Source organism: Hyphomicrobium sp. B1 (assembly GCF_049532635.1).
Taxonomy (GTDB): Bacteria; Pseudomonadota; Alphaproteobacteria; order Rhizobiales; family Hyphomicrobiaceae; genus Hyphomicrobium_B.
Genome location: NZ_CP134871.1, coordinates 3378029 through 3404809, shown reverse-complemented (window position 1 = coordinate 3404809; position 26781 = coordinate 3378029). Strand labels below are relative to the sequence as shown.

Sequence of the window (26781 nt, the reverse complement as noted above, 5' to 3'; positions counted from 1 at the left end):
AGGTCATTTTTGTGTGCTGTTACCCCGAGCGGGCGGTTGCTCCGTATGGCCTACCATCAGCTTCGCGGCTTCTTGCAGGGGTGCTCTTTACCGAGAACTATTTCCTCTTTCTCTCAGAGGCAGATAACGGACCATGTCGCGGATGCCGTCGATAGATAGATGGCGCCTTGCACGGGCGTTCCTCCGGCGTTCCTCTGTGGAGGTTTTTCAATAGCTGATGCCATCGCATGCTGGAGTGCATAGAAGTTTGTGGTACTAACTGCTTAGTCCCATCCGATTCTGGCTACGCTCGATTCCATGAAAACACGAGATCCTAAGTCTGTCGATCTTCCGACCTATGCCGTACTGGTCAGCGCAGTAGGGGAAATCATGGACATACGAGCTCAGCATTGTGGGCCGAGGCCCCTCGACCCTAGGATAATCGGCCGGGCGTACACGCAGGAATGCGCGTCACGTTATCGTCTGGCGATCAAGGAGTTGCTCAACCGAGAGCGTCCGCTTCTGTCGGCCGTAATGCCGCCGCCGACTCTGGGCCTTGATGTTTGGTTTGCGGTTGTGGGCGTGCCTCTTTCCGATTCTAAGGAAAGCGGCGCGTTGTTCGTCCACACGGATATCTCGGCTTGGGTGACGAACTCTGGAGCGCAGAAAGCCCAACCAGAAAAGCTGAGCATGGATCTTGTGCAAAAAGCGATGGCAACAACGTTTGTGCGGCTTGATGCGGAGGAACCGAAGTCGCGCAGATCGAAGATTCATTATGACGGCATCGAAAGTCTGACCGCACGCCAGCGTGACGTCCTGAAGCTTATCGGAATGGGAAAAAGCAATGTCGAGATCGCGCAAGATCTGTCTTGTTCCCTCAACACTGTTAAGCGTCACGTTACAGCCGTGCTTCAGAAGCTCAAGCTCCCAAATCGTACGCGCGCGGCGATGCTCATCAATCAGACGGACTTCAAATCTGAAAATTGAAATCTGAAAATTGATGCCTCAGGCGGCTCCCTGACCGGAATCAATCAGTCGACGGAACTCAGCGTGTATTTCTTGGTAGTTGCGTTCTAGGTAGCGAGAAATTCGCGGGTTATCGGCAAGCTTTCTGAGATACCCGATCGTTAAAACCAAATCCAAGTGGTCGCCGCCGTATGTTTGCTCGACGATTTTGAATTCTTTGTCGAGGCTGGCGGATTCGCGGGCCATCAGGTCCATCTGTCGCTCAGTCAGGCCTTTTACCTTTTTTGGTTTGTCGGGCTCTACAAGGTGCTCTTTAGACGTGCTCGCAAGCAAAGAAGCAGCATATCCTTGGGAGAAGATGTTCATGGAAATCATCAACTCCGCCGCTTCGATTTGCCGAAGGGGGGTCATCTTCTTGAGCACGCCAAACGTGTGAATCGGCACGTGCTTATCTTTTAGCAGTTCCACCACTTCGGGGCATATTCCCTGAAGCATGTGAGTTTTGGCGTGCAACGTTGGCATCCGAATGTCTAACGCCTTTGCGATGGTCTTTTCCGGGACGCCTCGCTCGATTGCTCGCATGATCATCTTGTGTTCTTGGACGCTGGCGAGGCGGCTGATGTGCCTGTTGTACGTGAAGGCTTCGTCGTCAGTGGCGATCAAGCAAACCAGATGTTCATGACCTAGATCCCTGCAGGCCTCCAAACGGAGATGGCCGTCAAGCATGATGTACTTGCCCTTTTGGCCCGACCGGATGACGACAGGTGGCTCTATAATTCCAATCTCTTTGATTGATGAGCAGATTTGCCGGTATTTTATGCCCTTCTTGATCGCTGGCGTTATCTGATGAAGCGGCGCGATATCGTGAATTGATATGTGAAGTGTGGTGCGTTCGAAGCTGAGCTTAACGGGAGCGCGTGCTTTCTGGTTCATTGTGCCGACACTGCTCCTGTTTCGATGCGAGACGCCAAGTTTTTAGGAAGACTGTCTAGGCCTTCGGATTGCAGCAAAGCTTGAAACTGCTGATCGCGAAAAAGCGTGCGCAGCGCGTGCGCAGCAAAAATCAGCTTGTCTTTGGTCGCTGTTGCTTTTCGTATGAGCACTCTCTTTCGGTCGACGTCCTGTTGAAACGTCTTGACGAGAGCATGAGATGTCAGGGCCGTTTGACGCTTCGGGTATTTTGATGGGAAGCCCTTGCCGTACTGGCGGCGGCGATCGATGAGGCGCTTTACCGCCATCAGCTTTCGGCCGCGAAGAATTTTCTTTTCGTAAGCATGTGTGAGCGCTTTCTGCACGCCGACGTCGTCGGATTCCGCTATCTCGATCGCGACGCTAATCGGGATCTGTCCGGCTTCGACGGCTTGTAAAAGCCGTTCTTCCCCGCGATCGAAAAGCCTATTGATGTCGCTGACATAGTTCGAGTGCAAGCCAGTTTTGGTGGCAATCTCTCCCACCGAGTAGCCGCGGATCTTCATGCGTTGAATGTCTTTAAAAAGATCCAGGGCGCCACGGCGACGGCGAGCGCAATTTTCTACCAAGCTTCTAACCAAACAATCATGCTCGTCGGCTTCAATCACGACCGCGGGAATTTGCTTCTCGCCGAGGGCCAAATACGCCTCGTACCTTCCTTGGCCGCACACGAGATCGTATCTCACACCAACGGATTGGATACGTTTAGCTACGGTGATGGGCCGCTTGAGACCTACAACCGAAATGTTGCTCTTTATCTGATCGAACGAACGCGACGAGCGCACGCGAGGATTTAGAACGTCGATTAGATCGACGGAGATTAATTCAATTTCCTGAGCCGCTTCTTCTGTCATGCTGCCAACTCCGCTACCTTGTTCCTGGCTGCGAGTTCGAAGAGAACAGATAAATCTTCTATACGATAAGCCTCGATCCAAATGCCGTTGCTTTCACCCAGCCGGAGCTTTTGTTCGAGGATGTCCATGCGCGGCAGAAGATAGTAATCGCGGGGGCGCTCGTTGGTGCTGTCCATACGCACGGCGATCGTTAGGTCGGGACGCGGATCGCGTTCCAATCTTATGATCCAACGCGGCGTTCCCGCTTGGGTCGCCCGGCACCGGCTAATAGAGATCGAAGCAAAAACTTCTTCGTTTATGAGAAGCGTACCGGTATCTTGAAGAACGCGCGCCCGGCCGCCTCGGCTAACGATGCCCTCAACTATGTTTGAAATGATTTCTGGATGAAGGCGGCGAAAGGCCTGATTAATCGCGACATACCGCTCATCGCGGTCCGGAGCATATCCGATCAGCTTGTAAGCACGTCTTAGACCTCCGAAACGACGTGCGTAGCTTTGACTGGAGGGGGCGTTTTCGCACTCGTCAATGATTATTCCCGATAGTTGGCCGTTTGCGTCGAGGATTTGCTGCAAAATCTCGAGCATCTGGTCGTCCGAAAGTTTGGTGGCGCGCCTATCAATTATCTCTCTTGCAGCGATGAAATCTTCGGCAGCTATGACGGGCGCAAAGGCGCCCGTTGCACGTATCCACATGTCCGGAGAGTTGGTGACGTACTTTCTTTTGAGCTTGAAAGAGCGTCGGTTCCAAACGTTGTTGCCGACATATTTCTCGTTCGTGAGGAGTTGGTGGACCGTTCCGCGCGTCCAAGGCCTTCCGTAGTCGGTGAGGAACCCCCGGGCATTTAGAAGCTTTGCGATTTCCGACTCGGAGCGATGATCGCTAATGAAGCTCTTGTAAATCCAGCGCACGGTATCGACTTCTTCGGGCGGCCCGTGGACTAAAATGACGCGATCTGTCTGGATGCTTTTGTGTTCGCCCGGCGCTAGTTCGCCCTTAGCATTTCCCGCTTGGTCGATGAGTTTTCGACGGAGACCGTAGCCGGGTGGACCGCCTTGTCGAAAGCCTAGCTCGATCAGCCTGCATTGTCCGGCGAACACTTTAGCCGACAATTCGCGACTGTATTCGCCGGCCATAGCTCGCTTAACGCCTTTGACAATTGTCGAGACGGGACTGCCATCATTTTCGAATTGTTCGGCGCAATACTCAACGCGAATGCCGGAGCGCTTGCAGATATACTCATAGTAGGCGCTCTCGTCAGCGTCTTGGAACCGACCCCAGCGGCTAATATCGTAGACAAGAATAGCTTCGAAATCAGCATTATTGGATTGCACATCATCGATGAGCCGCTTCAGGCCGTTCCTGCCATCGATGCGCAGGCCGCTCTTGCCTCGATCGGAATAGGTTTTAACAATCTCGTAGCCACGGCGCGTTGCATACTGCCGGATGGCTTCGGATTGGTTTTCCGTCGAATATTTTTGATGTTCGGTAGACATCCGAACATATTCGGCAGCACGAAATCCCACGGGCTGTTACCCGTTACTTGCTGGATGGACCTTGGGTAGGAATAAGCTACGCTGGTTATGTGACACGGCCAATACAACGTGGAGGCGGTCAGTTGTTTCCTGGTCGTTTCTGATGCCTTTCTGATTTTGCGGTTGTGATTGCCAAAGGACCTGCCTGATGCCATCTGATCCAACGCGCGTCCTCGCAATCATCTATGAACTTGAGCAATCGTCGCCGGACGCGCTGAAAGCGATGGACCGAGACCTGCTGTTCGCTATTCGGAAGACGTTGCTAGATCACAGGCATGAAGTCGATAAGCTGCTTCTGCGCTTGTCCTTTGCTGTCGAACAGAAACTCAACTAACCAGACTTGACCCTGCAGACGAGCCACACGGGCGCCAGCGCAGAAATCCTGTTGCGCGTGGCCTTCTTTGGCGAGAGCTAGCTCAATTGCTAGGAGCGCGCACGAGCCAAGCGACCAGGCGTCCCAATCCCATGGAGGCGGGTATTAGGAGGGCGCGGCGTGGGCTCACCGGCGGTCCACTGCCATAGTCGGTTGAATGCTCATATCCTGAGGGTATTATCTACGTCCCATGCATCGCTCTTTTACGGAGAGGCAAAGACAATTCGCTGCGACCGGCTTCATCCGGCAACGGATCGCGGTTCGACAGAATCACCGTTCTGCTGACTGCGGCAGTTGTGAGCGTGCGCCGCACTGCGGCTCTCCGAGCCGGTGTCAAGGTCGGGTGAACCAATGCAAGCTGCTGCTCATTCCCTGATTTTGGTGGCTGGTTTTCGAAGCGGTGGTTCATTGAAATCTTCTTCCGTGTCAGGATTGAAAACTTGACTGGGCGACGGCTTGTTCTGTTGATGCGATAGTGCCCAGTATTTGGCCGCATGTTCCAGCGGATTTGAAATTTCTTGGCTATGCCAATAGGCCGGTTCATCGCCGCTTCTGTGCAATTGATCGTGGTGGGTAACGCAAAGCGGCACCGTAAACTCATCAGAGACTTTCAGTGACATCGCTCGCGATTGAGCAAAGCGCAAGTGATGCGCCTGCGCTGGGCGTCGACCGCAGATCAGACAAGGCTGGGTTGCCACAAATGCCAGGTGCTGGCGATCGCGGATCCGCTTTTCTTTTGGCAGAAGAAAGGTGTCGGAAGGACGCCCATCTGAGATTGGATGTCTCTCATCGGCGACCGGACTCGATTGAAGCTTGTCTGTCGTTAGGCGGCGGGCACGATCTTTCAGGGTGCTGATAATTCTCTGATTAAGCTCGCCTCCATGAGGATCGGCAGCGAGCACTTTCATCGTGGCGGCATTAAGGGCCCACAAGGTATACAGATCGTCTATGGTGGCCACTTCCTCCGCTTGGCGAAGGACTTCCTGGCTGAACGCTAAGGGATCAGTAAAGCTGCACTCTTTGCCGCTCAGACTGACGACGACGAGTTCGGGCTTGGTGCCTTTTCGCCAACGCGTCTTGCTTCTCGTGACGTGCGTTTGCTCAGGATCGTAGAGTGCTAGCCCAAAGGAATTGCCGAAGGTCGCCAGAGCCCGCTTCGTCGCATCTGTTTCGGCCGACTTGATCGCCACATCGTGGGCGATTTCCGGCTGCGCTGATCGTCCGAGCCCGGTTCCAAAGCCATCGCGGATCGTCACGGTATCGCCGCTCCTGACTGTGACGCGGACGCGAGTCGAATAGAGACAAACGGTTTGTCCGGATCGCTGGAGCGTCCAGTGACAGTGCGGAGCAAGCGTCTGGCGATCCCAGTGTGCGAAGCCAAAGATGCGATTGGCTTCGGCAATGACATGCCATCCTTCGAGATAGGAAAGGCGTTCGCCGTCCACGGTTCGCGTTTTGACGTGACGCCGTTTCAATTTTGCTTTGAGAAGCCGTGTTTGTTTGTCGCTAAATGCCATGTCGAATTACTCTCTACGCAGATTATTTAGTCCTACCTTCCATTGATATGTGTGATCGTCAGTTGTTCGGCTGACCAACATAGTGCTGCCTGTACTCTCGCCTTTTACACGACGCTGCATTGGCAGTGCCGAACTCGCCTCGGATCTTCGCGCGCCGCTAGTCGGCTTCTGGGGACAGGGCCCTCAGAAGGGCTTCTTCCTTGCCTGAGAGGCTGTATTGAGATCGCCTACTGCGCACCGCGCCGTGGGCCAAAACGACTTTTTCCAGGCGCCTGTACTGTTCATCGGACAAATATAAGACCAGAGGTCTTGTGCCAGCGGGTTGCAGGGCAAGATTTCTTGCGAGGTCTTTTGCCGTCATTTGTTCCGCCATCTCGAGCAGTTCGTCTTTGTTTGAAAAGGCGATGTAATCGCTGAGGACGATAAGCTTCGGCCACCCCAGTGCGAGCATCCTCTCTTCTTCCAGCTCCAATTCTCTGAAGGTGCGGGCGATCCGCGCCATATAGGCTGCATCGCGACGCTCTATCCCAAGGAGCTTTGCGACGAGAGGAAATTGCTGAGGATGTTCATCCTCGATCCGGCGAAGATGCTGGGAGACCTCAATCAGACCGGAACCGGCGAGAGCGGCCATCAGGTCGGTTTCAATTTCAGTTTTATTGCTCACGATTGTGCACTCTTTAAAGGTTATAGGTGCAAATCATCGTAGAGCTTTGGCGGCCTAAGTCATTGAAAAAGCGAATATTTACTGTAGAAATTATGGTGTCTCGCTATGGGGTGCCGGGTCTGTTGTCCCGCAAGACTGCATACTCGTAATTTCTTCTCGACCGAGCTTTCTAACCTGAAAGGGTTCTGCTTGCGTCAACGGTTGGGGTTCATGCTCCGGCGGCGGCAATTGCCACGACTTGCGATGCTTCAAACGCGTTGAAGCGCGCTGATGGTTTCAGTCTCTCCGCCGGGCTTTTTGCGGTGGGCATGACCCCGCTCGCCGCTATCGGGTTGCGATACTCGCTCTAAATGTTTCGTCGCCGAGTTGTAAGGTTTGCCCATGAGGTCCTGTCAGGCGCTCAGGGGTGGCAACGTGCTTTTCATTCAGGTTACATGCGCCTTGCATGCGGTGCGGTTTGTTGATGTGTTGATTTAGCTCATCTTTGATGTTTGTCGAGGTTGCGCTTCAGCCAGCTTTTGAGCATGCGTCGACAACGACAACGACAACGACAACGACAACGACAACGACAACGACAACGACAACGACAACGACAACGACAACGACAACGACAACGACAACGACAACGACAACGACAACGACAACAGGGCGATCGGAAACAACGAACGCGGCGCTGCCGGCGATGTCGACGAGGTTCTTCCTTTGCGTAAGGAAGCAGGGACGGGGATATAGAGCAGGCCGCGGGAGCCCACTCCACTATCAGTTTCCTAAAGCGAGGCGCCTACTCTCGTGTCTTATATGCGGTTATCGGTGTTAGGATTGTACCCTTCGAAGGGTCGAGATCGGTCCGCGATGCTTCATCTTGTTCCCTCGCACTCAGTTGTGGCGGTGGCGCGTCTTGCGGGGCGCGTGGTGCAGGTTCGTCATAGCAAATGCGTGTGTCCGAACCTAATGGCTGTGAGAACTGATAGCCGATTTGTCCGCGCTTAAATCCTTCGCGGTGCTGCCAGTCTGCGAGTTCTTCAAGCTCCTTGTTGTTCTTCCTGACTTCTTCCGACAAGTCAGCCTCGTATTGCGAAAGTTTTTTCAATCCATCGGTTCGCAATATCATTTCGAGAAGGTCTGTGAACCACTGTCTTCTCTCCGGATCAACCGAAGTGTTCACGTCGGCTACTTCTTCGAGCGAGGCAAAGAATTGATCCTTAAATCGGTGCATTCTTTCCAAGCCGTATCTTAATTGCGTCGCACGTCTCACCATGTCGAAATGCAGAGGGAGATATGGCTCGTGCCTCTCTATCATCTCATCGTGGAATTGGTCGTAATGTTTGAGGCTGCGCCGCGGTGCCGTTGAATTGTTTTGACGGAAATCCGTCTTCAGAATTGCGATCGCTGTTTCCTTATCTGTCCGCTTCGTTCGGCGCGACCTAGCGTGTTGCCCTTGCCGGCTTGCTTTGTAGGATTTGCGTTTTTGAGGGGATGCCATCAGCTACTTCCTTTGCGAATCTGCTGTCTAGCTTCACATATTCGCAAGATGCTCACCGTCGCGGCAGGCCCTTATGTGGTTAAAATGGAAAGCCGTATCAAGCACCCGTCTGCGCCGGGCGAACACGGCAATGATGGCTATTAACCTTAACGTGGAGATCGCTTCGCTAAACCCGCGAACGTTTGTGAGCCAGTGGGGAGATGCCCTCGATTCACAGAGCCAGTCGGGCAAGCGCGATGAATAGAGGGGATGAATAAAGATGGAGGCCGTAGGGGTATTTTGGATGTCCAGTTCGAAAAGATACTTGGTTGAAATTGTTGTGTGCCGGAAAGCATTTAGCTCAATTTTCATAGCCAAATAAAAATGTCTCTTTGGATGTCCAATAGGGACAATTGGTCATGAATTTGGCTATGAAATTAGCCCTTGGAGACATACCAAGGACCGGACAGCTCGGTTCTTGCAGCGCCAGCGTGCTCGCCTTCGTCGTCGACGCTATCGGCGCGGGGCGATACGGCAGGGCACCCGCTGGATGATACCGGCTTCTTTTTCCTCTTAGAGCTTAGCCGTGTCGAGCCAAGCGTCTTGAGGCCGGCACGCTCAAGCTCTAGCCTTGGCTTCGATCTTGATTTGTTTGGCGAGGGGCAGGTCGTCATGTCTGTCGACACATCGGGTGATTATCTGAGCCGTGTCGAGCGCGCCTACCAGGGCGAAGTCTACGGCGAGGCGCTCTATCGCGGCATTGCCGAGGCTCTCGATGATCCGGAGCGGGCGGAAAAATGGCGGGTGCTGGCCGAGCTTGAGGTCGTGACCAAGGCCCGGATGCACGATCTGGTGGCGAAGCTCGGTGGGGATACGGCCGAGAGCGAGGTCTTCCGGCAGAGGGGCGTCAATAATGTGCAGAAGTACGTCAGCCTGCACTGGGCCGACTTCATGGCGCTTTATAGCAAGGAACTGGTGCCGGTCATTGCCCGCTATGGTGAGCTTGAGCAGCTGTGCGCTCCCGAAGATGCCAAGACCTTACGATTTCTGACCGAGCATGAGGTCGTTACGAAAGCCTTTTGTGACCTCGAACTCGCAGGGCGGCCGGACATTTCGATCGCGCCAACTGTGGCCCTTATCGCGGCGATGCGGGCAGCATAATACGCATAGGCGATATATAGCCGATTCAATGCGTTAGGCAGCCTTTGGACCTTTGAACGAGGCAGCCGTTGTGACATGTCGTAATTAGCAAAATTCGCGTCTTCCCTGGAAGGCCGATATTCGGCGCGGTCGTCTAACTCTCTGTTCGTGCCCGAAGAAGCCGCGCCACGTTCGCGCCGGGCCATATCGTCGGGGAATTGCGATGAAGAAGGACTACTCGATCTGGTCGCTTTTCGCGAAAGGTCTCGGCCACAACGAAGGCTGGGATCCGGCGTGGCGCAGCGCGGACCCAAAGCCCTCTTATAACGTCATAATCGTTGGTGCCGGTGGGCACGGGCTTGCGACGGCATACTATCTGGCGAAAGAGCACGGCATTCGCGACATCGCCGTCATCGAGAAGGGATATCTCGGTGGCGGTAACACGGCGCGCAACACGACGATCGTTCGTTCCAACTATTTGTGGGACGAAGCGACGATGCTCTACGAGCATGCGTTGAAGCTGTGGGAAGGTCTTACCGAGGATCTGAACTTCAACGTGATGTTCAGCCAGCGCGGCGTCTTCAATCTCGGGCATACACTGCAAGACATGCGCGACATCGAGCGGCGCGTGAATGCGAACATCCTGAATGGCATTGACGCGCAAATGCTTGACACCGCTGAAGTCAAGCGGATGATCCCGATCCTGAATACGTCGAAGATCGCGCGTTACCCCGTGCTTGGCGCGAGCTATCAACCGCGCGCGGGCGTCGCGCGCCACGATGCGGTGGCGTGGGGCTTTGCGCGAGCGGCCAGCAAGTATGGCGTCGACATCGTCGAGAATTGCGAAGTCGTCGGCATGGATATTGTCAACGGCCGCATTCAGGGGCTTGAGACGACGCGCGGTCCGATCCGAGCCGAACGGGTTGGCTGCGTAGCTTCCGGCCATTCATCGGTACTGGCGAAAATGGCCGGTATCCGACTTCCGATCGAAAGTCACCCGCTGCAGGCGTTCGTATCGGAATCGATGAAGCCCGTGCTCGACACGGTCGTCATGTCGAATGCGGTTCATGGATATGCAAGCCAGTCCGACAAGGGCGAGCTTGTCATCGGCGCCGGCATCGATTCCTATACAAGTTATACGCAGCGCGGCAGTCCGCACATCATCGAGCACACCGCGGCGGCGATCATCGAGATGTTCCCGATTTTCTCGCGCGTTCGGATGAACAGGCAGTGGGGTGGTATCGTCGATACGACGCCGGACGCCTGTCCCATCATCAGCAAGACGAAGGTAAAGGGCCTATACTTCAATTGCGGTTGGGGCACGGGCGGCTTCAAGGCTACGCCAGGCTCCGGCAACGTCTTCGCACACACGATTGCGAAAGACGATCCGCATCCGCTCAACAAGGCTTTCAGTCTCGATCGCTTCGCGACGGGACATCTCATCGACGAGCACGGCGCCGCTGCTGTCGCACACTAATTCGGGATAATTCGATGTTCGTTCTGTTCTGCCCGCACTGCCAGGAAAAACGCGAGGAAGAGGAGTTCGGGTATGCGGGCGAAGCATTTCGCGTTCGCCCGTCAACGCCTGAAACCGTCAGCGATGAAGCCTGGGGCGACTACCTCTTCATGCGGACCAATCCGAAAGGCTGGCATTGGGAGCTGTGGTCGCACGCAACCGGGTGCCGGAAGTTTTTAGTTGTGAAGCGCAATACTGCGACGAACACCATAGCAGGCTCTTGGACGCTTGCCGAAGGCCGCAAGGCCTATGATGCGGAAGGTGGCGCGCAATGACGGATTATCGCGTCAAGCACGCCAATGCGCGTGTCGATTTCGAGCGCCCGCTGTCGTTCTCGTTCGATGGCAAGTCCTACACCGGATATGCTGGCGATACACTGGCCTCGGCGTTGCTGGCCAACGGCGTGCGCATGATTGGCCGCAGCTTCAAGTACGGGCGGCCACGCGGCATTGTCGGCGCTGGACCGGAAGAGCCGAACGCGCTGACGCAGGTCGAGACTGGCGCGCTGACGATTCCAAATCTCAAGGCCACGCAGGTTGAGCTGTACGATCAATTGATCGCCCGGCGCACGACCGGCTATCCGACCTTGGAGTTCGATCTCAAGAGTTTCTGCGGGCCTTTCGCGCGCTTCATGCCCGCAGGCTTCTACTACAAGACGTTTCAAAATCAGAAGCTCTGGCCCCGCTTCGAACACATCATCCGGCAGGCTGCGGGATACGGCTCGGCGCCAGAAGAGGCCGATAGCGAAAGCTACAATCATCGTAACAGCCATGCTCAGGTCGTCATCGTCGGCGGCGGAGCCTGTGGATTGCTGGCGGCGCTCGATGCCGGGCGCGCGGGACTGGACGTCGTGCTTCTCGATGAACAAAACGAGTTGGGCGGATGGCTATTGTCATCGCCGAATACGGTCATCGGCGGTGAATCGGGGACCGCGTGGCTGAAGGCGGTCATCGGCGAGCTGCAGAGCCTCGCCAATGTGAAGGTCATGACGCGGACAAGCGCGTTTGCTCTTCATGACATGAACCTGATCATGGCTGTCGAGCAGCTTCAGGATCATCTGCCGTTGAAAGACCGCGATGAGGCGACGCCGCGGCAGAGGCTGCATCGCATCCGGGCAGAACGCATTCTGCTGGCGACGGGCGCCATCGAGCGGCCGCTGGTGTTCGGCAACAACGATCTGCCGGGTATTCTGACGGCCTCGGCTTTGACGACCTATCTCAATCGCTATGGCGTCGCGGTCGGCAAGCGCGTGCTTTTGCAGACGAGCAACGATTACGCCTATCAAGGGGCTTGCGATCTGGCGCGCGCCGGGTGCTCGGTCGTGCTTGCTGATACGCGAATGCGGCCGAACACCACTTGGGAGCAACGCGCCCATGCAGTAGGTGTCGATGTCCGACCGGGATGCGGGATTGCGGTGGCGCATGGCGCCAAGGCGGTCAAGGGTGCGCAGCTCGTCAAGCTCGATGGCAACCGCAACGCCGTTGCAGGGCAGGGCGCGTCATTCGAGTGTGATGCGCTGGGAAGCTCCAGCGGTTTGTCACCAACAGTGCATCTCTATTGCCATGACGGCGGCCGTCCATATTGGGACGAGAGCAAGCTGGCGTTCGTCGCGCCTGCGACGGGGCGTGCCGCTGCTGGTATCTATTGTGCCGGCGCGATCACGGGAACGTTCGGACTGCAGGCGGCCCTGACGGAAGCCGAAAAAGTGACGGCTGCATTGATTGCCTCCTTTGGCAAGGAGCCGGCCGCCGAAACGCGGAGCCTGGAAACCGATGAGCCAGAGGCCACACCGGCGCGACGGATTTTCCGTGTTCCGGATGGCAAGCCGGAAGGACATGGCAAGAAGGCGTTCGTCGATTTCCAAAATGATGTGTCAGCGGCCGATATTCATCTTGCCGTGCGCGAGAACTATCGCTCGATCGAGCACATCAAGCGCTATACGGCCCTGGGGTTCGGGACGGATCAAGGCAAGCTATCGAACGTCAACGGTTTTGCGATCGCAGCGGACGCGCTCGGCAAAAGCATTCCTGAGGTTGGCACGACGACGTATCGTCCGGCCTACACGCCGGTAACGTTCGGGACGCTGGCTGGCGCGAACGAGGGTGAGACGTTCGAACCGCGGCGCACGACGGCGATGCATGCTTCGCACGTGGCGCGCGGCGCGGTGTTCGAAGACGTTGGGCAGTGGCTCCGGCCGCAATACTTTCTTCATCGCGGCGAAGATCAGGACGCTGCCGTGCGTCGGGAATGTCTGGCGGCTCGCCGCGGCGTCGGCATCATGGATGCCTCGACACTCGGCAAGATCGACCTTCAGGGTAAGGACGTCCGCGAATTCCTCAATCGCGTCTATGCGAATGCGTGGACGCAGCTCGCGCCGGGCAAGTGCCGTTACGGCTTGATGCTCGATGAGAACGGCATGGTGATGGACGACGGCGTCACGGCGTGTGTCGCGGACGATCACTTCCTGATGACGACGACGACGGGAGGCGCTGCGCGCGTGCTCACGTGGCTGGAGAACTGGCACCAGACCGAGTGGCCGGAGCTTGATGTCTATATGACGTCGGTCACCGATCATTGGGCGACAGCCGCCGTTGTTGGGCCGAAGAGCCGCGAGGTTCTGGCGAAGGTCTGCACTGATATCGATCTTTCGCCGTCGGTGTTCAAATTCATGGACTGGCGCGAAGGGACGGTCGCCGGTGTTCCGGCCCGCGTGTTCCGGATCAGCTTTTCGGGCGAACTGGCATTCGAAGTGAATGTCGATGCAAGCTATGGCCGTCATGTCTGGGAAGCGCTGATGGCCGCGGGAGACGAATTCGGCATCACGCCCTATGGCACCGATGCCATGCACGTGCTGCGCGCAGAGAAAGGTTTCATCATCGTTGGCCAGGATACGGACGGTTCGCAGACGCCGTTCGATCTCGACATGGCGTGGGCCGTGTCGATGAAGAAGCCGTTCAGCTTTATTGGCAAACGGTCGTTTACGCGCAGCGATACTGCCGCGCCGAATCGCAAACAGCTCGTCGGTTTGCTGACAGACGATCCGGCTGTAGTTCTGGCGGAAGGGGCGCAAATCATCGAGCAACCTGATGTGACGCCGCCTGTTGCGATGTTAGGTCATGTGACGTCGAGCTATTTCAGTGCCGAGCTTGGCCGGTCGATAGCAATGGCCGTCGTGCGCGATGGCATCAACCGGCGAGGGGACGACGGTCGGAGCGCCGGGCGCGATACGTTGTTTGCGTATGCAGGCGGCAAGACGCACAAAGTGAAACTGGTGTCACCCGTTTTCGTCGATCCAAAGGGAGAACGGCAGAATGGCTGAGCCGACCATGCAATCGCCGCTTCATGCTTTCGATCTTGCGGCTCAGGCGCAGCCCGCAGACGACGTTCGCGGTGTGTGGGCGAATGAAATTCCGCTGCTGGGCTATGTCAGCCTGCGGGGCAACTCCACAGATCCGGCCTTCGTCGAGAAGGTGTCGACGGCGATCGGCGTTCCGCTTCCGGTCGATCCGTGTACGTTCACCGTGGCTAATGGGGTGAAAGTGCTGTGGATCTCGCCGGATGAGTGGATGGTCGTTTGCGCACGGTCCCGGCTGGGTGAGTTGATTGCCGCCCTCAAGGCCGGTATTCAGGGGATCAGAAGCCAGGTCGTAGACAATTCTGGCGGGTACACGCAGGTTCTGCTTCAAGGCCGGAACGCGCTCGACGTACTTCAGCACGCCAGCGTTTACAATTTTGCGGCCTTGCAGCCTGGACGGGTTGTCGGGACGACGTTCGGTAAATCATCCGTCTATGCCTATCGTTCGGGCAATGGCTTCTGCCTTTTAATGCGCCGCAGTTTCGCCGACTATATTTGGCGCTATCTTGCCCGCGCCGCGGCGCCGTATGGACTGGGGATTGCCGCTATCGAGGCAACGGGCCACGCCGGGGATGGAGTGGCAGGATGAACTACAGCGTCTTCGAAGTTTTTCGCATTGGGATTGGCCCATCAAGCTCGCATACGGTCGGGCCGATGAGCGCAGTCAACAGTTTTATCGCGGAGCTTCGGACGGCGAACCTGATGCACTTGGTTGAACGCGTTGTCGTCGATCTTTATGGATCTCTGGCGTTGACGGGCGTCGGCCACGCGACCGATTTTGCCGTCATCGGCGGTTTGCTCGGCGAAACGCCGGAAGACGCGGACCCCACAACGCTGGCGCAACGCGTCGATGATGTCCGGCGAACGAAACGTTTGGCGTTCGGGGGTGAAGGCGATATTGCCTTTACGGCCGAAACGGACCTTCTGTTCCATCGCGATAAGATGCTCAGCGAGCATCCGAATGGAATGATCATCGAGGCGTTCGACGCGCTTGGCGTTTCGCTCTACCGAAACACCTATTTCTCAATCGGTGGCGGTGCCGTTCTCGATAAGGCGGCGCTGATTGCAAGTCGCAGCACGGATGAGGTTCCGCATCGGCCGGTGCGCTATGCCTTCAGCAGTGCGAGGGAGCTTCTCGCGCTCTGTCAGCGCCACAACCTGACGATCGCCGAGATCGTCTGGCGCAATGAGCTTGCCTACCAGGACGAAGCTGCAACCCGCGGCAAGGTTTTGAAAGTCTGGCAGGTGATGAACGATTGTCTGCAGCGCGGGCTTGCGACGGAGGGCATTCTGCCTGGCGGTCTCAGAGTGAAGCGTCGTGCCCCCGCGCTTTATCGGCAGGCGAGCGATGTCGATGGCAAGCTCACTGCTGATTTTCGCGCGATGGATATGGTCAGCGCTTTCGCCATAGCCGTCAACGAAGAGAACGCGGCGGGCGGGCGCGTGGTGACGGCGCCGACCAATGGTTCGGCAGGCGTCATTCCGGCGGTGCTTGCCTATTACACGCGCTTTTGCGATGCGGCGCCTGATGCCGACGCCCGCGACGATCATATCGTCACCTTCCTGCTGACGGCAGCGGGCATCGGCATGCTCTACAAGAAGAACGCTTCGATTTCTGCCGCGGAGATGGGCTGCCAGGGTGAGATCGGTGTGTCTTGCTCGATGGCGGCCGCCGGACTTGCCGCCGTTATGGGTGCCACGGCAGAGCAGATTGAGAACGCGGCCGAGATTGGCATGGAACACAATCTCGGCATGACCTGCGATCCGATCGGCGGCCTGGTGCAGGTACCATGCATCGAGCGCAACAGCATGGGCGCGATGAAAGCGATCAATGCCGCGCGCCTCGCAATGATGGATGACGGCGGCCACCTCGTTTCGCTTGATGCTGTGATCGAGACGATGCGGCAGACCGGCCACGATTTGCAATCGAAATACAAAGAAACGTCGCTTGGCGGCCTCGCCGCGACGGTCGTTTATTGTTGACGCGAAGCGGTGCAAGGATCAGGCGATGGCGGCTTATCCGCATATCTTCACCCCGATCAAGCTCAATCAGCTGACATTGCCGAACCGCATCTATTCGACGGCGCACGCCGAGGTCTATGCGGATGCAGGCGGCATGCCCGGCGACCGTTACATCCGCTATTACGAAGAGAAGGCCAAGGGCGGTCTCGGCATGGCGATCTGCGGCGGGTCGAGCCCTGTTTCGATCGACGTGCCGCAAGGGGCGTGGAGGCCCGTCAATCTGACGACGGATCGCGTGATCGAGCCGATGGCGCGTTTGGCAGACACGGTTCATCGCCATGGCATGAAGATCATGATCCAGGCGACGCACATGGGGCGGCGTTCCGCTTACGCAGGCGACCCCTGGCCGCATCTGGTGTCCCCGTCGGGCGTGCGCGAGCCGGTGCATCGCGGCAATGCCAAGACAATCGAGATCGAAGACATTCGGCGGATCATCGGCGATTTCGCAGCGGCCGCGAAGCGCGTGCAGAAGTCGGGTTTCGACGGGATTGAGATTTCAGCTGCGCATCAGCAACTCATTGATCAGTTCTGGTCACCACGCACCAACATGCGAACGGACGAATGGGGCGGGTGTCTCACCAATCGTATGCGGTTCGGGATCGAGGTGCTGCAGACAGTGCGTGAAGCTGTCGGCCGCGACTATTGTGTCGGCATGCGCATGTGCGCCGACGAGTTTCATGACGACGGCCTTGATCACGAGACGCTGAAGGAAATTGCGCAGGCCATGTCCGAGACGGGGCTTATCGATTTCATCAGTGTCATCGGCTCGGGCGCAGATACGCACAACACGCTTGCCAACTGCATGCCGCCGATGGCGTTACCGCCTGAACCGTTTGTGCATCTGGCGGCGGGCATCAAGTCGGTCGTGAAGGTTCCGATCCTGCATGCGCAGGGCATTCGCGATATCACACAGGCCGAGCGTATTCTGGCAAACGGCATGGTCGATATCGTCGGCATGACGCGCGCGCATATTGCCGATCCGCACATCATGAAAAAAGTGCGCGAAGGCCGGGAAGATCAGATCCGCCAATGCGTGGGCGCCAACTATTGCATTGATCGCATGTATTCGGGATCGGATACGCTGTGCGTGCAGAACGCGGCAACATCGCGCGAAGCCACTATGCCTCACATCATCACGCCGACAACTGGCGCAAAGCGGCGCGTTGTCGTGGTTGGCGCGGGTCCCGCTGGACTTGAAGCGGCGCGCGTGTCGCGGTCGCGCGGACATGACGTCATCTTGTTCGAACGGAACGAAACTGTCGGTGGGCAGATCAATCTTGCATCGAAAGCACCGCAGCGCGAGCAGATGGCTGGCATTGTTCGCTGGTTCGATCTCGAAACCAAGCGGCTTGGCGTCGATCGCCGGCTTGGCGTCGAGGCAACGCCCGAAATGATCGTCGGCGAGCGGCCGGATATCGTTGTTCTGGCGACGGGCGGGCGAAGCCATGTCGAGCAGGTAGAAGGGTGGGGTGCCGCTGAAGGGCTCTCCGTCAGCGCCTGGGACATTCTTTCCGAGAAAGTGCCGCCTGCCGAGAACGTGCTGGTCTATGACGGGATCAGCACGCACGCGGGTTTCGGGACGGCAGATTTTCTCGCGAGCCGCGGCTGTACGGTCGAGATCGTGACGCCGGACGTCAAGGTCGGCGACGATGTCGGCGGCACGACGTTTCCGATCTTCTATCGCCGCATGTATGCGCAGGGTATCATTCCCACGCCGAACTTCTGGCTCGACCGTGTGTATGCGGAGGGCAACAAGAAGATTGCGGTTCTGCGCAACGAATATACCGACGAGCTTGAAGAACGCGCGGTCGACCAGGTCGTCATCGAGAACGGCATAACGCCGAACGCGGAGCTTTACTGGTCGCTGAAAGAGAAGTCGATCAATCGTGGTCAGGTCGATCTCAACGCACTCTATTCCAACACGCCGCAACCTGTGCTGAGCGACTCGACGGAAGGAGACCGCTTCGTGCTGTTCCGCGTCGGCGATTGCGTGTCGATGCACAACATCCACGCGGCGATCTATGACTCGCTCCGGCTCTGCAAGGATTTCTGATCGTGTCTGTCGCGCCTATTATCACCGTGCTGTTTTGGGTGTCGGTGGTGACATTGGCACTCGGTATAACGCGCCGCGCGGTGCTGTGGCGTGCAGGACAGCCGGCCGCGGTTGCATGGTCGGGATTGTTTGCCGTTCCGAAGCGCTACTTCGTTGACTTGCACCACGTCGTTGCGCGCGAGCCCCACATTGCACACACGCATGTTGCGACAGCAGGCGGCGCGGCGCTCGCAATCGGGTTAGTTGCTGTCAATTATGGGCTGGGGATTTATTCGCGGCTTCTCGATTGGGGCATCGTTCTGGGCGCCGCCGTGATGCTTGTCGGCGTCTATTGCGTTTGGCAACGGCGGCGGAATCCGCCGTCACGTCTGTCACGCGGGGCGTGGGATCGCCTGCCGTTCACGCTTGCAGCGTTCGCGCTGGGGCTGCTCATTGCCGTGGCGGTACCGCCGGGAATGCTTTCGGCTGCGATTGCAACGCTGGCGATATTTTTTCTGCTTATTGGCTCGGCTGAACTGGTTCTTGGGATCGGCTTTGCGGCGCCGATGAAGCACGCCGTGGCAGGTCTTCTGCATCTCGCGTTTCATCCGCGGCCTGAGCGGTTCTCGGGCGTCCGATCAACTGCTCTCAAGCCGTTGCATCTCGACGAACGCGAATATGGGGTCAACGCACCGAGTGATTTTCGCTGGAATCAGCTCTTGAGCTTTGACGCCTGTGTTCAGTGTGGAAAATGCGAACAGGCATGTCCGGCCTTTGCTGCGGGACAACCGCTCAATCCGAAAAAACTTATTCAAGATCTCGTCTGCGGGTTCTCGGGCAGAAGCGACGTGAGTTATGCGGGCAGTCCCTATCCCGGCATCGCGATCGGTGCACATCGCGGTGCGCCGAACGACGCGATCGTGCCGCAGCTTATCGAGGCGCAAACGCTTTGGTCGTGCACGACCTGCCGGGCCTGCGTCGAGGAATGTCCGATGTTGATCGAGCATGTCGACGCGATCGTCGGCATGCGCCGGAGCTTAAACCTGACGCAGGGCGATGTCCCTGGGACGGCGCCGGAGATTCTCGCCAATTTACGCGAGACCGATACGCAAGGCGGCTATGCAAAAACGACGAGATACAACTGGGCAATTGACCTCGACGCGCCGACGGCTGAACCTGGGAAGCCGGTCGAGCTATTGCTGTTCGCCGGGGAGGGCGCATTTGACATGCGCTATCAGCGAACGCTTCGTTCGCTGGTTAAAATTCTGAAAGCTGCTAACGCGGATTTCGCTGTGCTCGGCGAAGATGAGCGGAATACCGGTGATACGGCGCGTCGGTTGGGGGATGAAGCAACCTTTCAATCCCTCGCCCAAAAGAACATCGCCACGTTGGCCAAGCTCGATTTCAAGCGCATCGTGACGGCAGATCCGCACGTGCTGCACAGTCTTCGCAACGAATATCCGGCGCTTGGCGGGCGTTACGTTGTCGTACACCACACCGCTCTGATCGACGAGTTGATGGAGCGTGGCGCATTGCAATTGGTCGAGCGGCAAGATGCGGGCGCACTCACCTATCATGACCCCTGTTATCTCGGTCGCTATAACGGCGAGTTCGAAGCGCCGCGCTCGGTTCTGCGAAAGCTCGGTGCGACCGTTCGAGAGATGGAGCGCTCCGGGTTTCGCGCGCGGTGTTGCGGCGGTGGCGGCGGTGCGCCGCTGACCGACATCCCCGGTAAACTGCGCATTCCGGATATGCGCATGGATGATATTCGCGCTATCGGCGCCGAAGTTGTGGCTGTGGCCTGTCCGCAATGTACGGCAATGCTGGAGGGCGTGGCTGGCGATCGTGCGGAAGTGCTCGATATCGCGGAACTCGTCGCAGCTTCGCTGGAGGAACGGCCATGAGCGGGGCGAAACGGGTTGATCCGCGCCGTCCGTATCGCATCGGACCGAACGGCCTGCGTAGGATCGTTCTTGGCGAGACCGGTGCGGGGGACCTCGCCGTTGGCGCTTCACGAAATTCGGAAGCGCCTCGGGCGAAACCTTTGCGGACCCAAGTCGCCGCCACAAGTTGGCATATGGCCATCGCGCATGCCTATCAAGGACGGCTCGACGACCATGCCCGCGAGGCGATTGCAGCAGCTGCCATTCTCGCGGCGTCGGAGACGGGCGTGATTGCCGTGATTCTCGGTGCCTTTCATGAGAATGCGGCGGCGCTGGGCGCTGATAAGGTCGTGATCGTGGATGATCTCGATGCCGCCCGCTTCGAACCTCGGCGTGAAGAGGGTGTGGTCGAAGCGCTCATCAATGATTATCAGCCAGAGCACATTTTCATGCCTGACAACGCGCTGGGTGATGGCGATCTCGGGCGACGGCTGATTGCGAAGCTTCGTGCTTCTGCAGCGACACACGTTTCAGAAATCAGCGGCAAGCACGTCGCCGTCGGATGGTCCGGCGGTGGGTGTCTGGCGGATGCGCCGCTGCCGCGTTTCGTGCTGCTGCAGGCAGGCGCGGTCGATAGTAACCTGCCTTTTATTGGCGCCGGAGAGGTTCTGTCCGTGCCGTTGGCTGCCGACGTCAAGGACGTGTGCCGCGATCTCGGTCTCGAAGCAACGGAAACGGGTTCCATCGCGTTGGAGGAAGCCGACTTCATCGTTTCTGCGGGCAATGGCGTGACCAACGTGGCGACGCTCGAAAAGCTGGCGGGTTGCTTCGATGCGGCGGTGGGTGCCAGTCGCGTTGCGGTGGATGATGGGAAGTTTCCGCGCAGCAAACAGATCGGTGCGTCGGGCAAGTCCGTCAGCGCGACGACTTACATCGCGGTTGGCATCTCCGGCGCTGTTCAGCATTTGCAGGGCATTAAGGCGTGCCGTCACGTGATCGCAATCAACAGCGATCCAGGTGCGCCGATAATCAAGCGCGCGGATTTAACGGTGGTTGGTGACGCGGAAGAGGTGATGCAAGCTTTGATCGCGCGCGTCGGGCAAGCACGAGCTCAGTCGGAAACGCCGGAGGGGCAGGTATGAGCGCGCCCGTTTCCGTCGCGGTACTGGTTTCCGCCGGTCGCCATCCGGTGAGCGGTGCGGCGCGCGCCTGTCGCGGCGATACGGTTGCCATGGCCGTCGGCAAGGCTTTATCCGGCGATGCCTTACGCATCGTTCACGCCGGAGAAAAAGAAGAACCCGCACTCAAGGATTATATGGCCCTCGGAGCCAGCAGGATCGACGTGCTGGAGGGGACATCCGGCGGTGTTTCGATTTCGGTGCTGTGTGAGGCGTTGAGAAACTCCGATATCATCCTGACGGGGAGCCGGGCCGAGCAGGGCGCAGGCAGTGGTCTGTTGCCGTATGTTCTGGCCGAGACGCTCGGGCGGCCGATTATCTCAAATGCGCTCGAAATCAAAATTGAAGTCGGCGCGTCGGGACGCGAGGCGACGATCCGCCAGTTTCTTCCCAGGGGGCAGAGGCGGCGGGTGGCCTGCCCGTTGCCGGTCATTGTCGCCGTGCATCCCTTGGCGCCTGTGCGTTTGAAATATGCCTATGCGCGCCGTATTTCCGGAAAAATCGAGCCATTGCCGAGCGCTGGTCTGGATGAGAGCGTGATGCTCCAGCCAAGCTGGGCAGTGGAAGCCGAGCCGCGTCATCCCCAGCGTCTTAAGGCCCAGGAAAAAAAGGCGGCACACGCTCGATTGCTCTCGGCGATCGTGTCTGAGGTGAAAGGCGGTGTTGTCGCTTTTGAGGGGACATCCGTCGATAAAGCACAAGTGGTGCTGAATTATCTGAGAGAACATCGCCTCGTTGATTTTTGAGCTGAGCCCCTGCAATGGGAGGACCACATGCAATTATCAAATGAACTGCGGTCCCTGATAGCCAGACGGCGACCGGGCTATAGCCTGGAAGCGTCATTCTATCAGAGCAAGGAAATTTTCGATCTCGATATGGAGGTCATTTTCGGCGGGACGTGGATTTACGTCGGCTGCGAGCCTGACATTCCCGAGCCAGGCGATTATTTCACAGTTCCGATCGGAAAGACGTCAGTCGTCGTGGCTCGTGACGACGACATGTCGATCACGGCGTTTCACAACGTGTGCCGCCATCGCGGCGCGCGCCTCTGCGATGGAGACAAGGGTAGCGTTGGCAATGTCGTTTGTCCTTACCATCAGTGGACTTACGACCTGCGTGGCAATCTGATTCACACGGAGCACATGGGCGATGACTTCGACCGGAGTAAATTCGGTCTGAAGATGGTCCACGTCGGGAATGTTGCTGGGCTGATCTTCGTCTGCCTTGCGGACAATCCGCCTGTCGACTTCGAGCAGATGCGGCGCGAGATGGAACCCTATATTCTTCCGCACCGCATTAGTGATTGCAAAGTCGCGTATGAGGAAGATCTCATCGAGAACGGCAATTGGAAGTTCACGATGGAGAACAATCGCGAATGCTACCATTGCAAGGGCAATCATCCGGAACTTACGATTTCGCTCTATGAGTTCGGATTCGGGTATCAGCCGTCCCCAGAGAATGCAGACGACGTGCGCGCGTTCAAGGATCTGACGACGCGCGAGCATGCAAGGTGGGAATCATGCGGATTACCGTCCGTCGAACTGGAGTTTCTCGACAGTCGCGTGACGGCGTTCCGAACGGAACGGCTTCCACTCGATAAGGCGGGAGAATCCCAGACGCTCGACAGCAAGGTTGCGTGCAAGAAATTGCTCGGCGATCTTTCTCTGCGCAATCTTGGCGGCCTGTCGTTTTGGACACAGCCGAATTCGTGGCACCATTTTATGAGCGATCACATCGTGACGTTCAGCGTGCTGCCGATCGATGCGGAACGTACGTTGCTGCGGACGAAGTGGCTTGTTCATAAGGATGCCGTGGAAGGGCAGGACTACGATCCCAAGGCGCTCAGCGCTGTTTGGCACGCGACCAATATGCAGGATGGAGCGCTCGTCGAGAGGACGCAGATCGGTTCGCATAGTGCAGCGTATGTTCCTGGGCCTTATTCGCCTTATACGGAAGAACTGGTCGAGAAGTTCATGTCCTGGTATTTCCAGCGGCTTCGGACGGCAACCGGACATGAATCGGCGACCGTCAGCCCGTTTGCCGCGAGCGCCTGAACGACATGAGCGAGATGCAGGACAGGCTCGGTCCGGCGCAGTGGGATTCCGTGCCGGGCAAGTGGAATTCTGACGAAGACGATGTGCTTGTCTGCACGCATGTTCGGGCGGAAACGCATGACGTCAAAAGCTTCTTGTTTCGCACGCCGACGGCAAAGCTGTTTCGTTTTCGTCCAGGGCAGTTCATCACCCTCGAACTCGAGATCGATGGTGAGACGATCAATCGCTGCTATACGATGTCGTCATCGCCGACGCGGCCTGACACGCTGTCGATTACCGTGAAGCGCGTGCCGGGCGGCAAGGTTTCGAACTGGCTCCATGACAATCTGAAAGCTGGCGTTGCCATCAAAGCTTTCGGACCCTCCGGCGAATTCAGTTGCACGTTGCACGCAGCACCGAAGTACCTGTTCTTATCCGGCGGGTCCGGCGTCACGCCGTTGATGTCGATGTCACGTGCGTTTTACGATCTTGGCGAAGATCGTGACGTTGTTTTCGTTCACAGCGCGCGGACGCCGCGGGACATTATTTTCCGCAATGAACTTGCCACGATGGCACATGGGATGAACCGATTTCGAACGGCATTCGTCTGCGAAAATATCGGCGAGCAACGCGACTGGAGCGCGCCGACAGGCTTTCTGACGCTGCCGCTCTTGAAGTCGATTGTACCGGATCTGTCGGAGCGCGAAATCTTTTGCTGTGGCCCTGAAGCGTACATGGCGAATATTCGCGCTATGCTGGCCTCCGCCGGTTTCGACATGACGCGCTATCATGAAGAAAGCTTCTCGTTCGAACGATTAAGTTCGGTTGAGAAAGAGGAAGTGCAGGGGGCCGTTGCGGCAGCATCGGTGCCAAGTGTCGGGTTCAAAATTGAGTTCACCAAGTCGGGTCGCACAATTGATTGCCGTCCCGATCAATTCATTCTCGAAGCGGCGAAGGCCGCTGGCCTGCGTCTGCCGTTTTCGTGCAGCAAAGGTGTTTGCGGCACCTGCAAAAGCAAGAAGACCGACGGTCAGGTGGTCATGACGCACGGGGGCGGCATTCGCCAACGCGAAATCGATGCCGGCATGATCCTGATCTGCTGCAGCAAGCCGCTCAGTGATGTAACGATCGAAAAATAACTGAGGTCGCGGGCAGCGCCTCCGCCGGAAAATCAATCTGAACGGCGCAGAATGGCCTGCAGTACGTCTCGGACGCCGATCGAACCGACGAAGCGGTCGTCATCATCGAACAGTGCAACCGGAGCTGTGCCCGATTTATGCATCGCGAGGATCACGGTCTTAAGGCTGGTACCGGGTCTTGCCCAGTAGACTGGTGAGAACTCGTCGGACGGCGTTTCTTCGATTTCGCCGCACGTCACCCAGCTTGCTTGTTTTCCGCGGCATTCGGCGGCTTCAACTTTGCCCGTGCCGTCGATCCTAAATTTGGTCGTTTGCCGCCGGTCGAGCCAGAGCCAGTTGTCGCCGGCTGTTTCAAGGTCGCGCTTGTCGCGCATGACGTTCCAGGCCGTCAGCACGGACAACGGATTGACGTTAGCGATGAAGTCGCGGACGTAATCGTCGGCCGGGTTAAGGACGATGTCTTCCGGCGTCCCCGACTGTACGATGCGTCCGCTTTCCATGATGGTAATGCGGTTGCCGATCTTGAGCGCTTCTTCAAGATCGTGACTGACGAAGATGATCGTTTTCTTGATGGTCTGTTGAAGCTGCAGCAACTCATCCTGCAGCTTGGTGCGGATCAGCGGATCAAGCGCGGAGAAAGGCTCGTCCATCAACAGGATTGGAGCGTCTGTCGCAAAGGCGCGAGCGAGGCCCACGCGCTGCTGCATACCGCCGGAAAGTTCGTGTACGTATTTGTCGGCCCAGCTATCGAGCCCGACGAGATGGAGCTGGCGATCGACGCGCTCCTTGAGTTCGGCGGCCGGGACGCCTGCCAGCTCCAAGCCAAGGCCAGCATTCTCGCGCACGGTGCGCCACGGCAGCAGCGCGAACTGCTGAAACACCATCGCGACCTGGTTCTGCCGCATGTGGCGAAGGGTTGCTGCATCGCAGGTTGCGATATCGACCATGCGGTCGCCGTCCTTCACCAGGAGCGAACCACGCGAGACCTTGTTAAGGCCGTTGACAGCGCGCAGGAGGGTCGATTTCCCGGAGCCGGACAGGCCCATCAGAACTGAAATCTCACCCTCGTTGACAGTCAGGTTCGCACCGGCGGCGCCTAGCACGGCTCCCGTTTTGGCAAGGATCTCAGCCCGCGTCGCACCGGCATCGACCATAGCGAGCGTGCGGGCAACGTCCTTGCCGAAGATGATATCGACGTTTTTGAAATCGACCGCGACGCTCATTTGCGGACCTCCGGTTTAATGGCAAGGACGCGATCAAGGATGATGGCGAGGATAACGATCGCAAGGCCGGCTTCGATGCCCAGCGGAATGTTGCGGTTGGCCAACGCGCGGTTGACCGGATTGCCGAGGCTCGGTGCGCCGATCAGCGTGGCGAAGACGACCATCGACAACGATAGCATGATGCATTGGGTGAGACCGGCCATGATGGACGGAAGCGCTGCGGGCAACTCAACCTTCCATAAGAGTTGGCGTTTCGTGGCGCCGAAACTTTCTCCGGCTTCCAGCATTGGCTTTGGGATCGAGGTCAGGCCGAGATACGTCATGCGCACGGGGGCGGGCATGGCGAAAATGATCGTGACGATCAGTGCGGGCGCAGCGCCGAGGCCGAACAGAATCAGAATGGGGATGAGGTAGACGAAGGTCGGCATCGTCTGCATCAGGTCGAGGATAGGCTGCGTGATGCGCCAGACGTGAGGTTTATGCGCCGCCCAAATTCCGATGGGCACGCCGATGATCATTGAGAGCGCGGTGGCCGACAAAACCAGTACAAGCGTCTGGACGGTCTCTTTCCACAAGCCCTGGTTCAGAATGAACAGCAGGCCGATCAAAACGCCGACCGCGAGAACGGCGGAACGCCGAAGCCAATAGGCGAGACCGGCGAAAATAACCGCCAGAACGAGAGGCGGGATTTGCAGCAGGAAATCGGACGTTCCGTCGACGAACGTCTCGAGAACCGTCGATATGGCATCGAAGAACCACTGAAAATAGTCGGTGACGAAGTCGAAGATCGCTTTGCCGAATTGTCCGACCGGAATTTTCCAGGCAGTTACAAGCTTCGATACGGGGTCCATCTGCGCCATTCCCAGTGCTCAAGCTTCATTCGGCGACGGACGGCCGCTTGTGAAGCAGCCGTCCTGTCCTTTGCCGGGCGGATAGTGACAGGA

Annotated in this window: 22 protein-coding genes; 14 read left to right on the top strand and 8 right to left on the bottom strand. The window is 57.6% G+C overall.

The features are described 5' to 3' along the window. Positions 1 to 297 precede the first annotated feature (297 nt). Complete coding sequence (locus tag RLW55_RS16260; RefSeq protein WP_423414743.1) at positions 298 to 966, top strand: response regulator transcription factor; 669 nt, start codon at positions 298 to 300, stop codon at positions 964 to 966. Between the two features lie 18 nt (positions 967 to 984). Here the strand turns inward: RLW55_RS16260 and RLW55_RS16255 are convergent, their stop codons facing one another. From RLW55_RS16255 to RLW55_RS16245, 3 genes are read right to left on the bottom strand one after another with little or no spacing between them, the layout of a single operon-like run. Then, positions 985 to 1878 carry a plasmid partitioning protein RepB C-terminal domain-containing protein gene (locus RLW55_RS16255; RefSeq protein ID WP_024275804.1) on the bottom strand — a complete coding sequence of 298 codons (894 nt, stop codon included), beginning with the start codon at positions 1876 to 1878 and terminating at the stop codon, positions 985 to 987. Next, entirely contained in the window at positions 1875 to 2768 is an 894-nt protein-coding gene (locus tag RLW55_RS16250; protein WP_024275805.1) for a ParB/RepB/Spo0J family partition protein, read from the bottom strand. The genes RLW55_RS16255 and RLW55_RS16250 overlap by 4 nt, the downstream gene beginning before the upstream one ends. After that, entirely contained in the window at positions 2765 to 4291 is a 1527-nt protein-coding gene (locus RLW55_RS16245; protein ID WP_423414742.1) for a recombinase family protein, read from the bottom strand. Before RLW55_RS16245 ends, RLW55_RS16250 begins: the two co-directional genes overlap by 4 nt. A 157-nt stretch (positions 4292 to 4448) precedes the next feature. On the opposite strand from RLW55_RS16245, the gene RLW55_RS16240 reads away from it, so the two are divergent. Continuing rightward, positions 4449 to 4634: a hypothetical protein gene (locus tag RLW55_RS16240; RefSeq protein WP_024275807.1), complete on the top strand. Its 186-nt coding sequence runs from the start codon at positions 4449 to 4451 to the stop codon at positions 4632 to 4634. Positions 4635 to 5038: 404 nt separating this feature from the next. On the opposite strand, the gene RLW55_RS16235 is transcribed toward RLW55_RS16240, so the two are convergent. From RLW55_RS16235 to RLW55_RS16225, 3 genes are all read right to left on the bottom strand, one after another. Continuing rightward, positions 5039 to 6190 (bottom strand): RAD52 family DNA repair protein, encoded by a 1152-nt coding sequence (locus RLW55_RS16235; RefSeq protein ID WP_423414741.1) that lies wholly within the window; start codon positions 6188 to 6190, stop codon positions 5039 to 5041. Positions 6191 to 6347: 157 nt separating this feature from the next. Beyond that, positions 6348 to 6854 (bottom strand): hypothetical protein, encoded by a 507-nt coding sequence (locus RLW55_RS16230; protein WP_423414740.1) that lies wholly within the window; start codon positions 6852 to 6854, stop codon positions 6348 to 6350. A 781-nt stretch (positions 6855 to 7635) separates the two neighbouring features. Next, complete coding sequence (locus RLW55_RS16225) at positions 7636 to 8337, bottom strand: hypothetical protein (protein ID WP_423414739.1); 702 nt, start codon at positions 8335 to 8337, stop codon at positions 7636 to 7638. 651 nt (positions 8338 to 8988) lie between these two features. On the opposite strand from RLW55_RS16225, the gene RLW55_RS16220 reads away from it, so the two are divergent. From RLW55_RS16220 to RLW55_RS16165, 12 genes are all read left to right on the top strand, one after another. Continuing rightward, positions 8989 to 9477: a hypothetical protein gene (locus tag RLW55_RS16220; protein WP_414462600.1), complete on the top strand. Its 489-nt coding sequence runs from the start codon at positions 8989 to 8991 to the stop codon at positions 9475 to 9477. A gap of 202 nt (positions 9478 to 9679) precedes the next feature. Continuing rightward, positions 9680 to 10933 carry a sarcosine oxidase subunit beta family protein gene (locus RLW55_RS16215; protein WP_423414738.1) on the top strand — a complete coding sequence of 418 codons (1254 nt, stop codon included), beginning with the start codon at positions 9680 to 9682 and terminating at the stop codon, positions 10931 to 10933. Between the two features lie 14 nt (positions 10934 to 10947). After that, positions 10948 to 11247, top strand: a complete 300-nt coding sequence (locus tag RLW55_RS16210; protein ID WP_409563212.1) for a sarcosine oxidase subunit delta — start codon at positions 10948 to 10950, stop codon at positions 11245 to 11247. Next, positions 11244 to 14291 (top strand): sarcosine oxidase subunit alpha family protein, encoded by a 3048-nt coding sequence (locus RLW55_RS16205; protein WP_423414737.1) that lies wholly within the window; start codon positions 11244 to 11246, stop codon positions 14289 to 14291. Before RLW55_RS16210 ends, RLW55_RS16205 begins: the two co-directional genes overlap by 4 nt. Continuing rightward, on the top strand, positions 14284 to 14916 hold the full coding sequence (locus RLW55_RS16200; RefSeq protein ID WP_423414736.1) for a sarcosine oxidase subunit gamma: 633 nt from the start codon (positions 14284 to 14286) through the stop codon (positions 14914 to 14916). Before RLW55_RS16205 ends, RLW55_RS16200 begins: the two co-directional genes overlap by 8 nt. Then, positions 14913 to 16310: an L-serine ammonia-lyase gene (locus tag RLW55_RS16195; RefSeq protein ID WP_423414735.1), complete on the top strand. Its 1398-nt coding sequence runs from the start codon at positions 14913 to 14915 to the stop codon at positions 16308 to 16310. The genes RLW55_RS16200 and RLW55_RS16195 overlap by 4 nt, the downstream gene beginning before the upstream one ends. 25 nt (positions 16311 to 16335) lie before the next feature. Next, on the top strand, positions 16336 to 18402 hold the full coding sequence (locus RLW55_RS16190) for an FAD-dependent oxidoreductase (protein WP_423414734.1): 2067 nt from the start codon (positions 16336 to 16338) through the stop codon (positions 18400 to 18402). Then, the gene (locus tag RLW55_RS16185; RefSeq protein WP_423416424.1) at positions 18402 to 20285 is read left to right on the top strand and encodes a (Fe-S)-binding protein; all 1884 of its coding nucleotides are present in this window, start codon (positions 18402 to 18404) and stop codon (positions 20283 to 20285) included. The genes RLW55_RS16190 and RLW55_RS16185 overlap by 1 nt, the downstream gene beginning before the upstream one ends. Beyond that, the gene (locus RLW55_RS16180) at positions 20282 to 21406 is read left to right on the top strand and encodes an electron transfer flavoprotein subunit alpha/FixB family protein (RefSeq protein WP_423414733.1); all 1125 of its coding nucleotides are present in this window, start codon (positions 20282 to 20284) and stop codon (positions 21404 to 21406) included. The genes RLW55_RS16185 and RLW55_RS16180 overlap by 4 nt, the downstream gene beginning before the upstream one ends. Positions 21407 to 21495: 89 nt before the next feature. Further along, positions 21496 to 22188, top strand: coding sequence for a hypothetical protein (locus RLW55_RS16175; protein ID WP_423414732.1), 693 nt, complete (start codon positions 21496 to 21498; stop codon positions 22186 to 22188). Between the two features lie 27 nt (positions 22189 to 22215). After that, positions 22216 to 23496: an aromatic ring-hydroxylating oxygenase subunit alpha gene (locus RLW55_RS16170; RefSeq protein ID WP_423414731.1), complete on the top strand. Its 1281-nt coding sequence runs from the start codon at positions 22216 to 22218 to the stop codon at positions 23494 to 23496. Between the two features lie 5 nt (positions 23497 to 23501). Continuing rightward, complete coding sequence (locus RLW55_RS16165; protein WP_423414730.1) at positions 23502 to 24614, top strand: FAD-binding oxidoreductase; 1113 nt, start codon at positions 23502 to 23504, stop codon at positions 24612 to 24614. Between the two features lie 32 nt (positions 24615 to 24646). On the opposite strand, the gene choV is transcribed toward RLW55_RS16165, so the two are convergent. Together choV and choW are read right to left on the bottom strand one after the other, a co-directional pair. Further along, a complete protein-coding gene (gene choV, locus RLW55_RS16160; RefSeq protein WP_423414729.1) occupies positions 24647 to 25837 on the bottom strand; it encodes a choline ABC transporter ATP-binding protein in 1191 nt (396 codons plus the stop codon). Then, the gene (gene choW, locus RLW55_RS16155; protein WP_423416423.1) at positions 25834 to 26688 is read right to left on the bottom strand and encodes a choline ABC transporter permease subunit; all 855 of its coding nucleotides are present in this window, start codon (positions 26686 to 26688) and stop codon (positions 25834 to 25836) included. Before choW ends, choV begins: the two co-directional genes overlap by 4 nt. Positions 26689 to 26781: the final 93 nt, after the last annotated feature.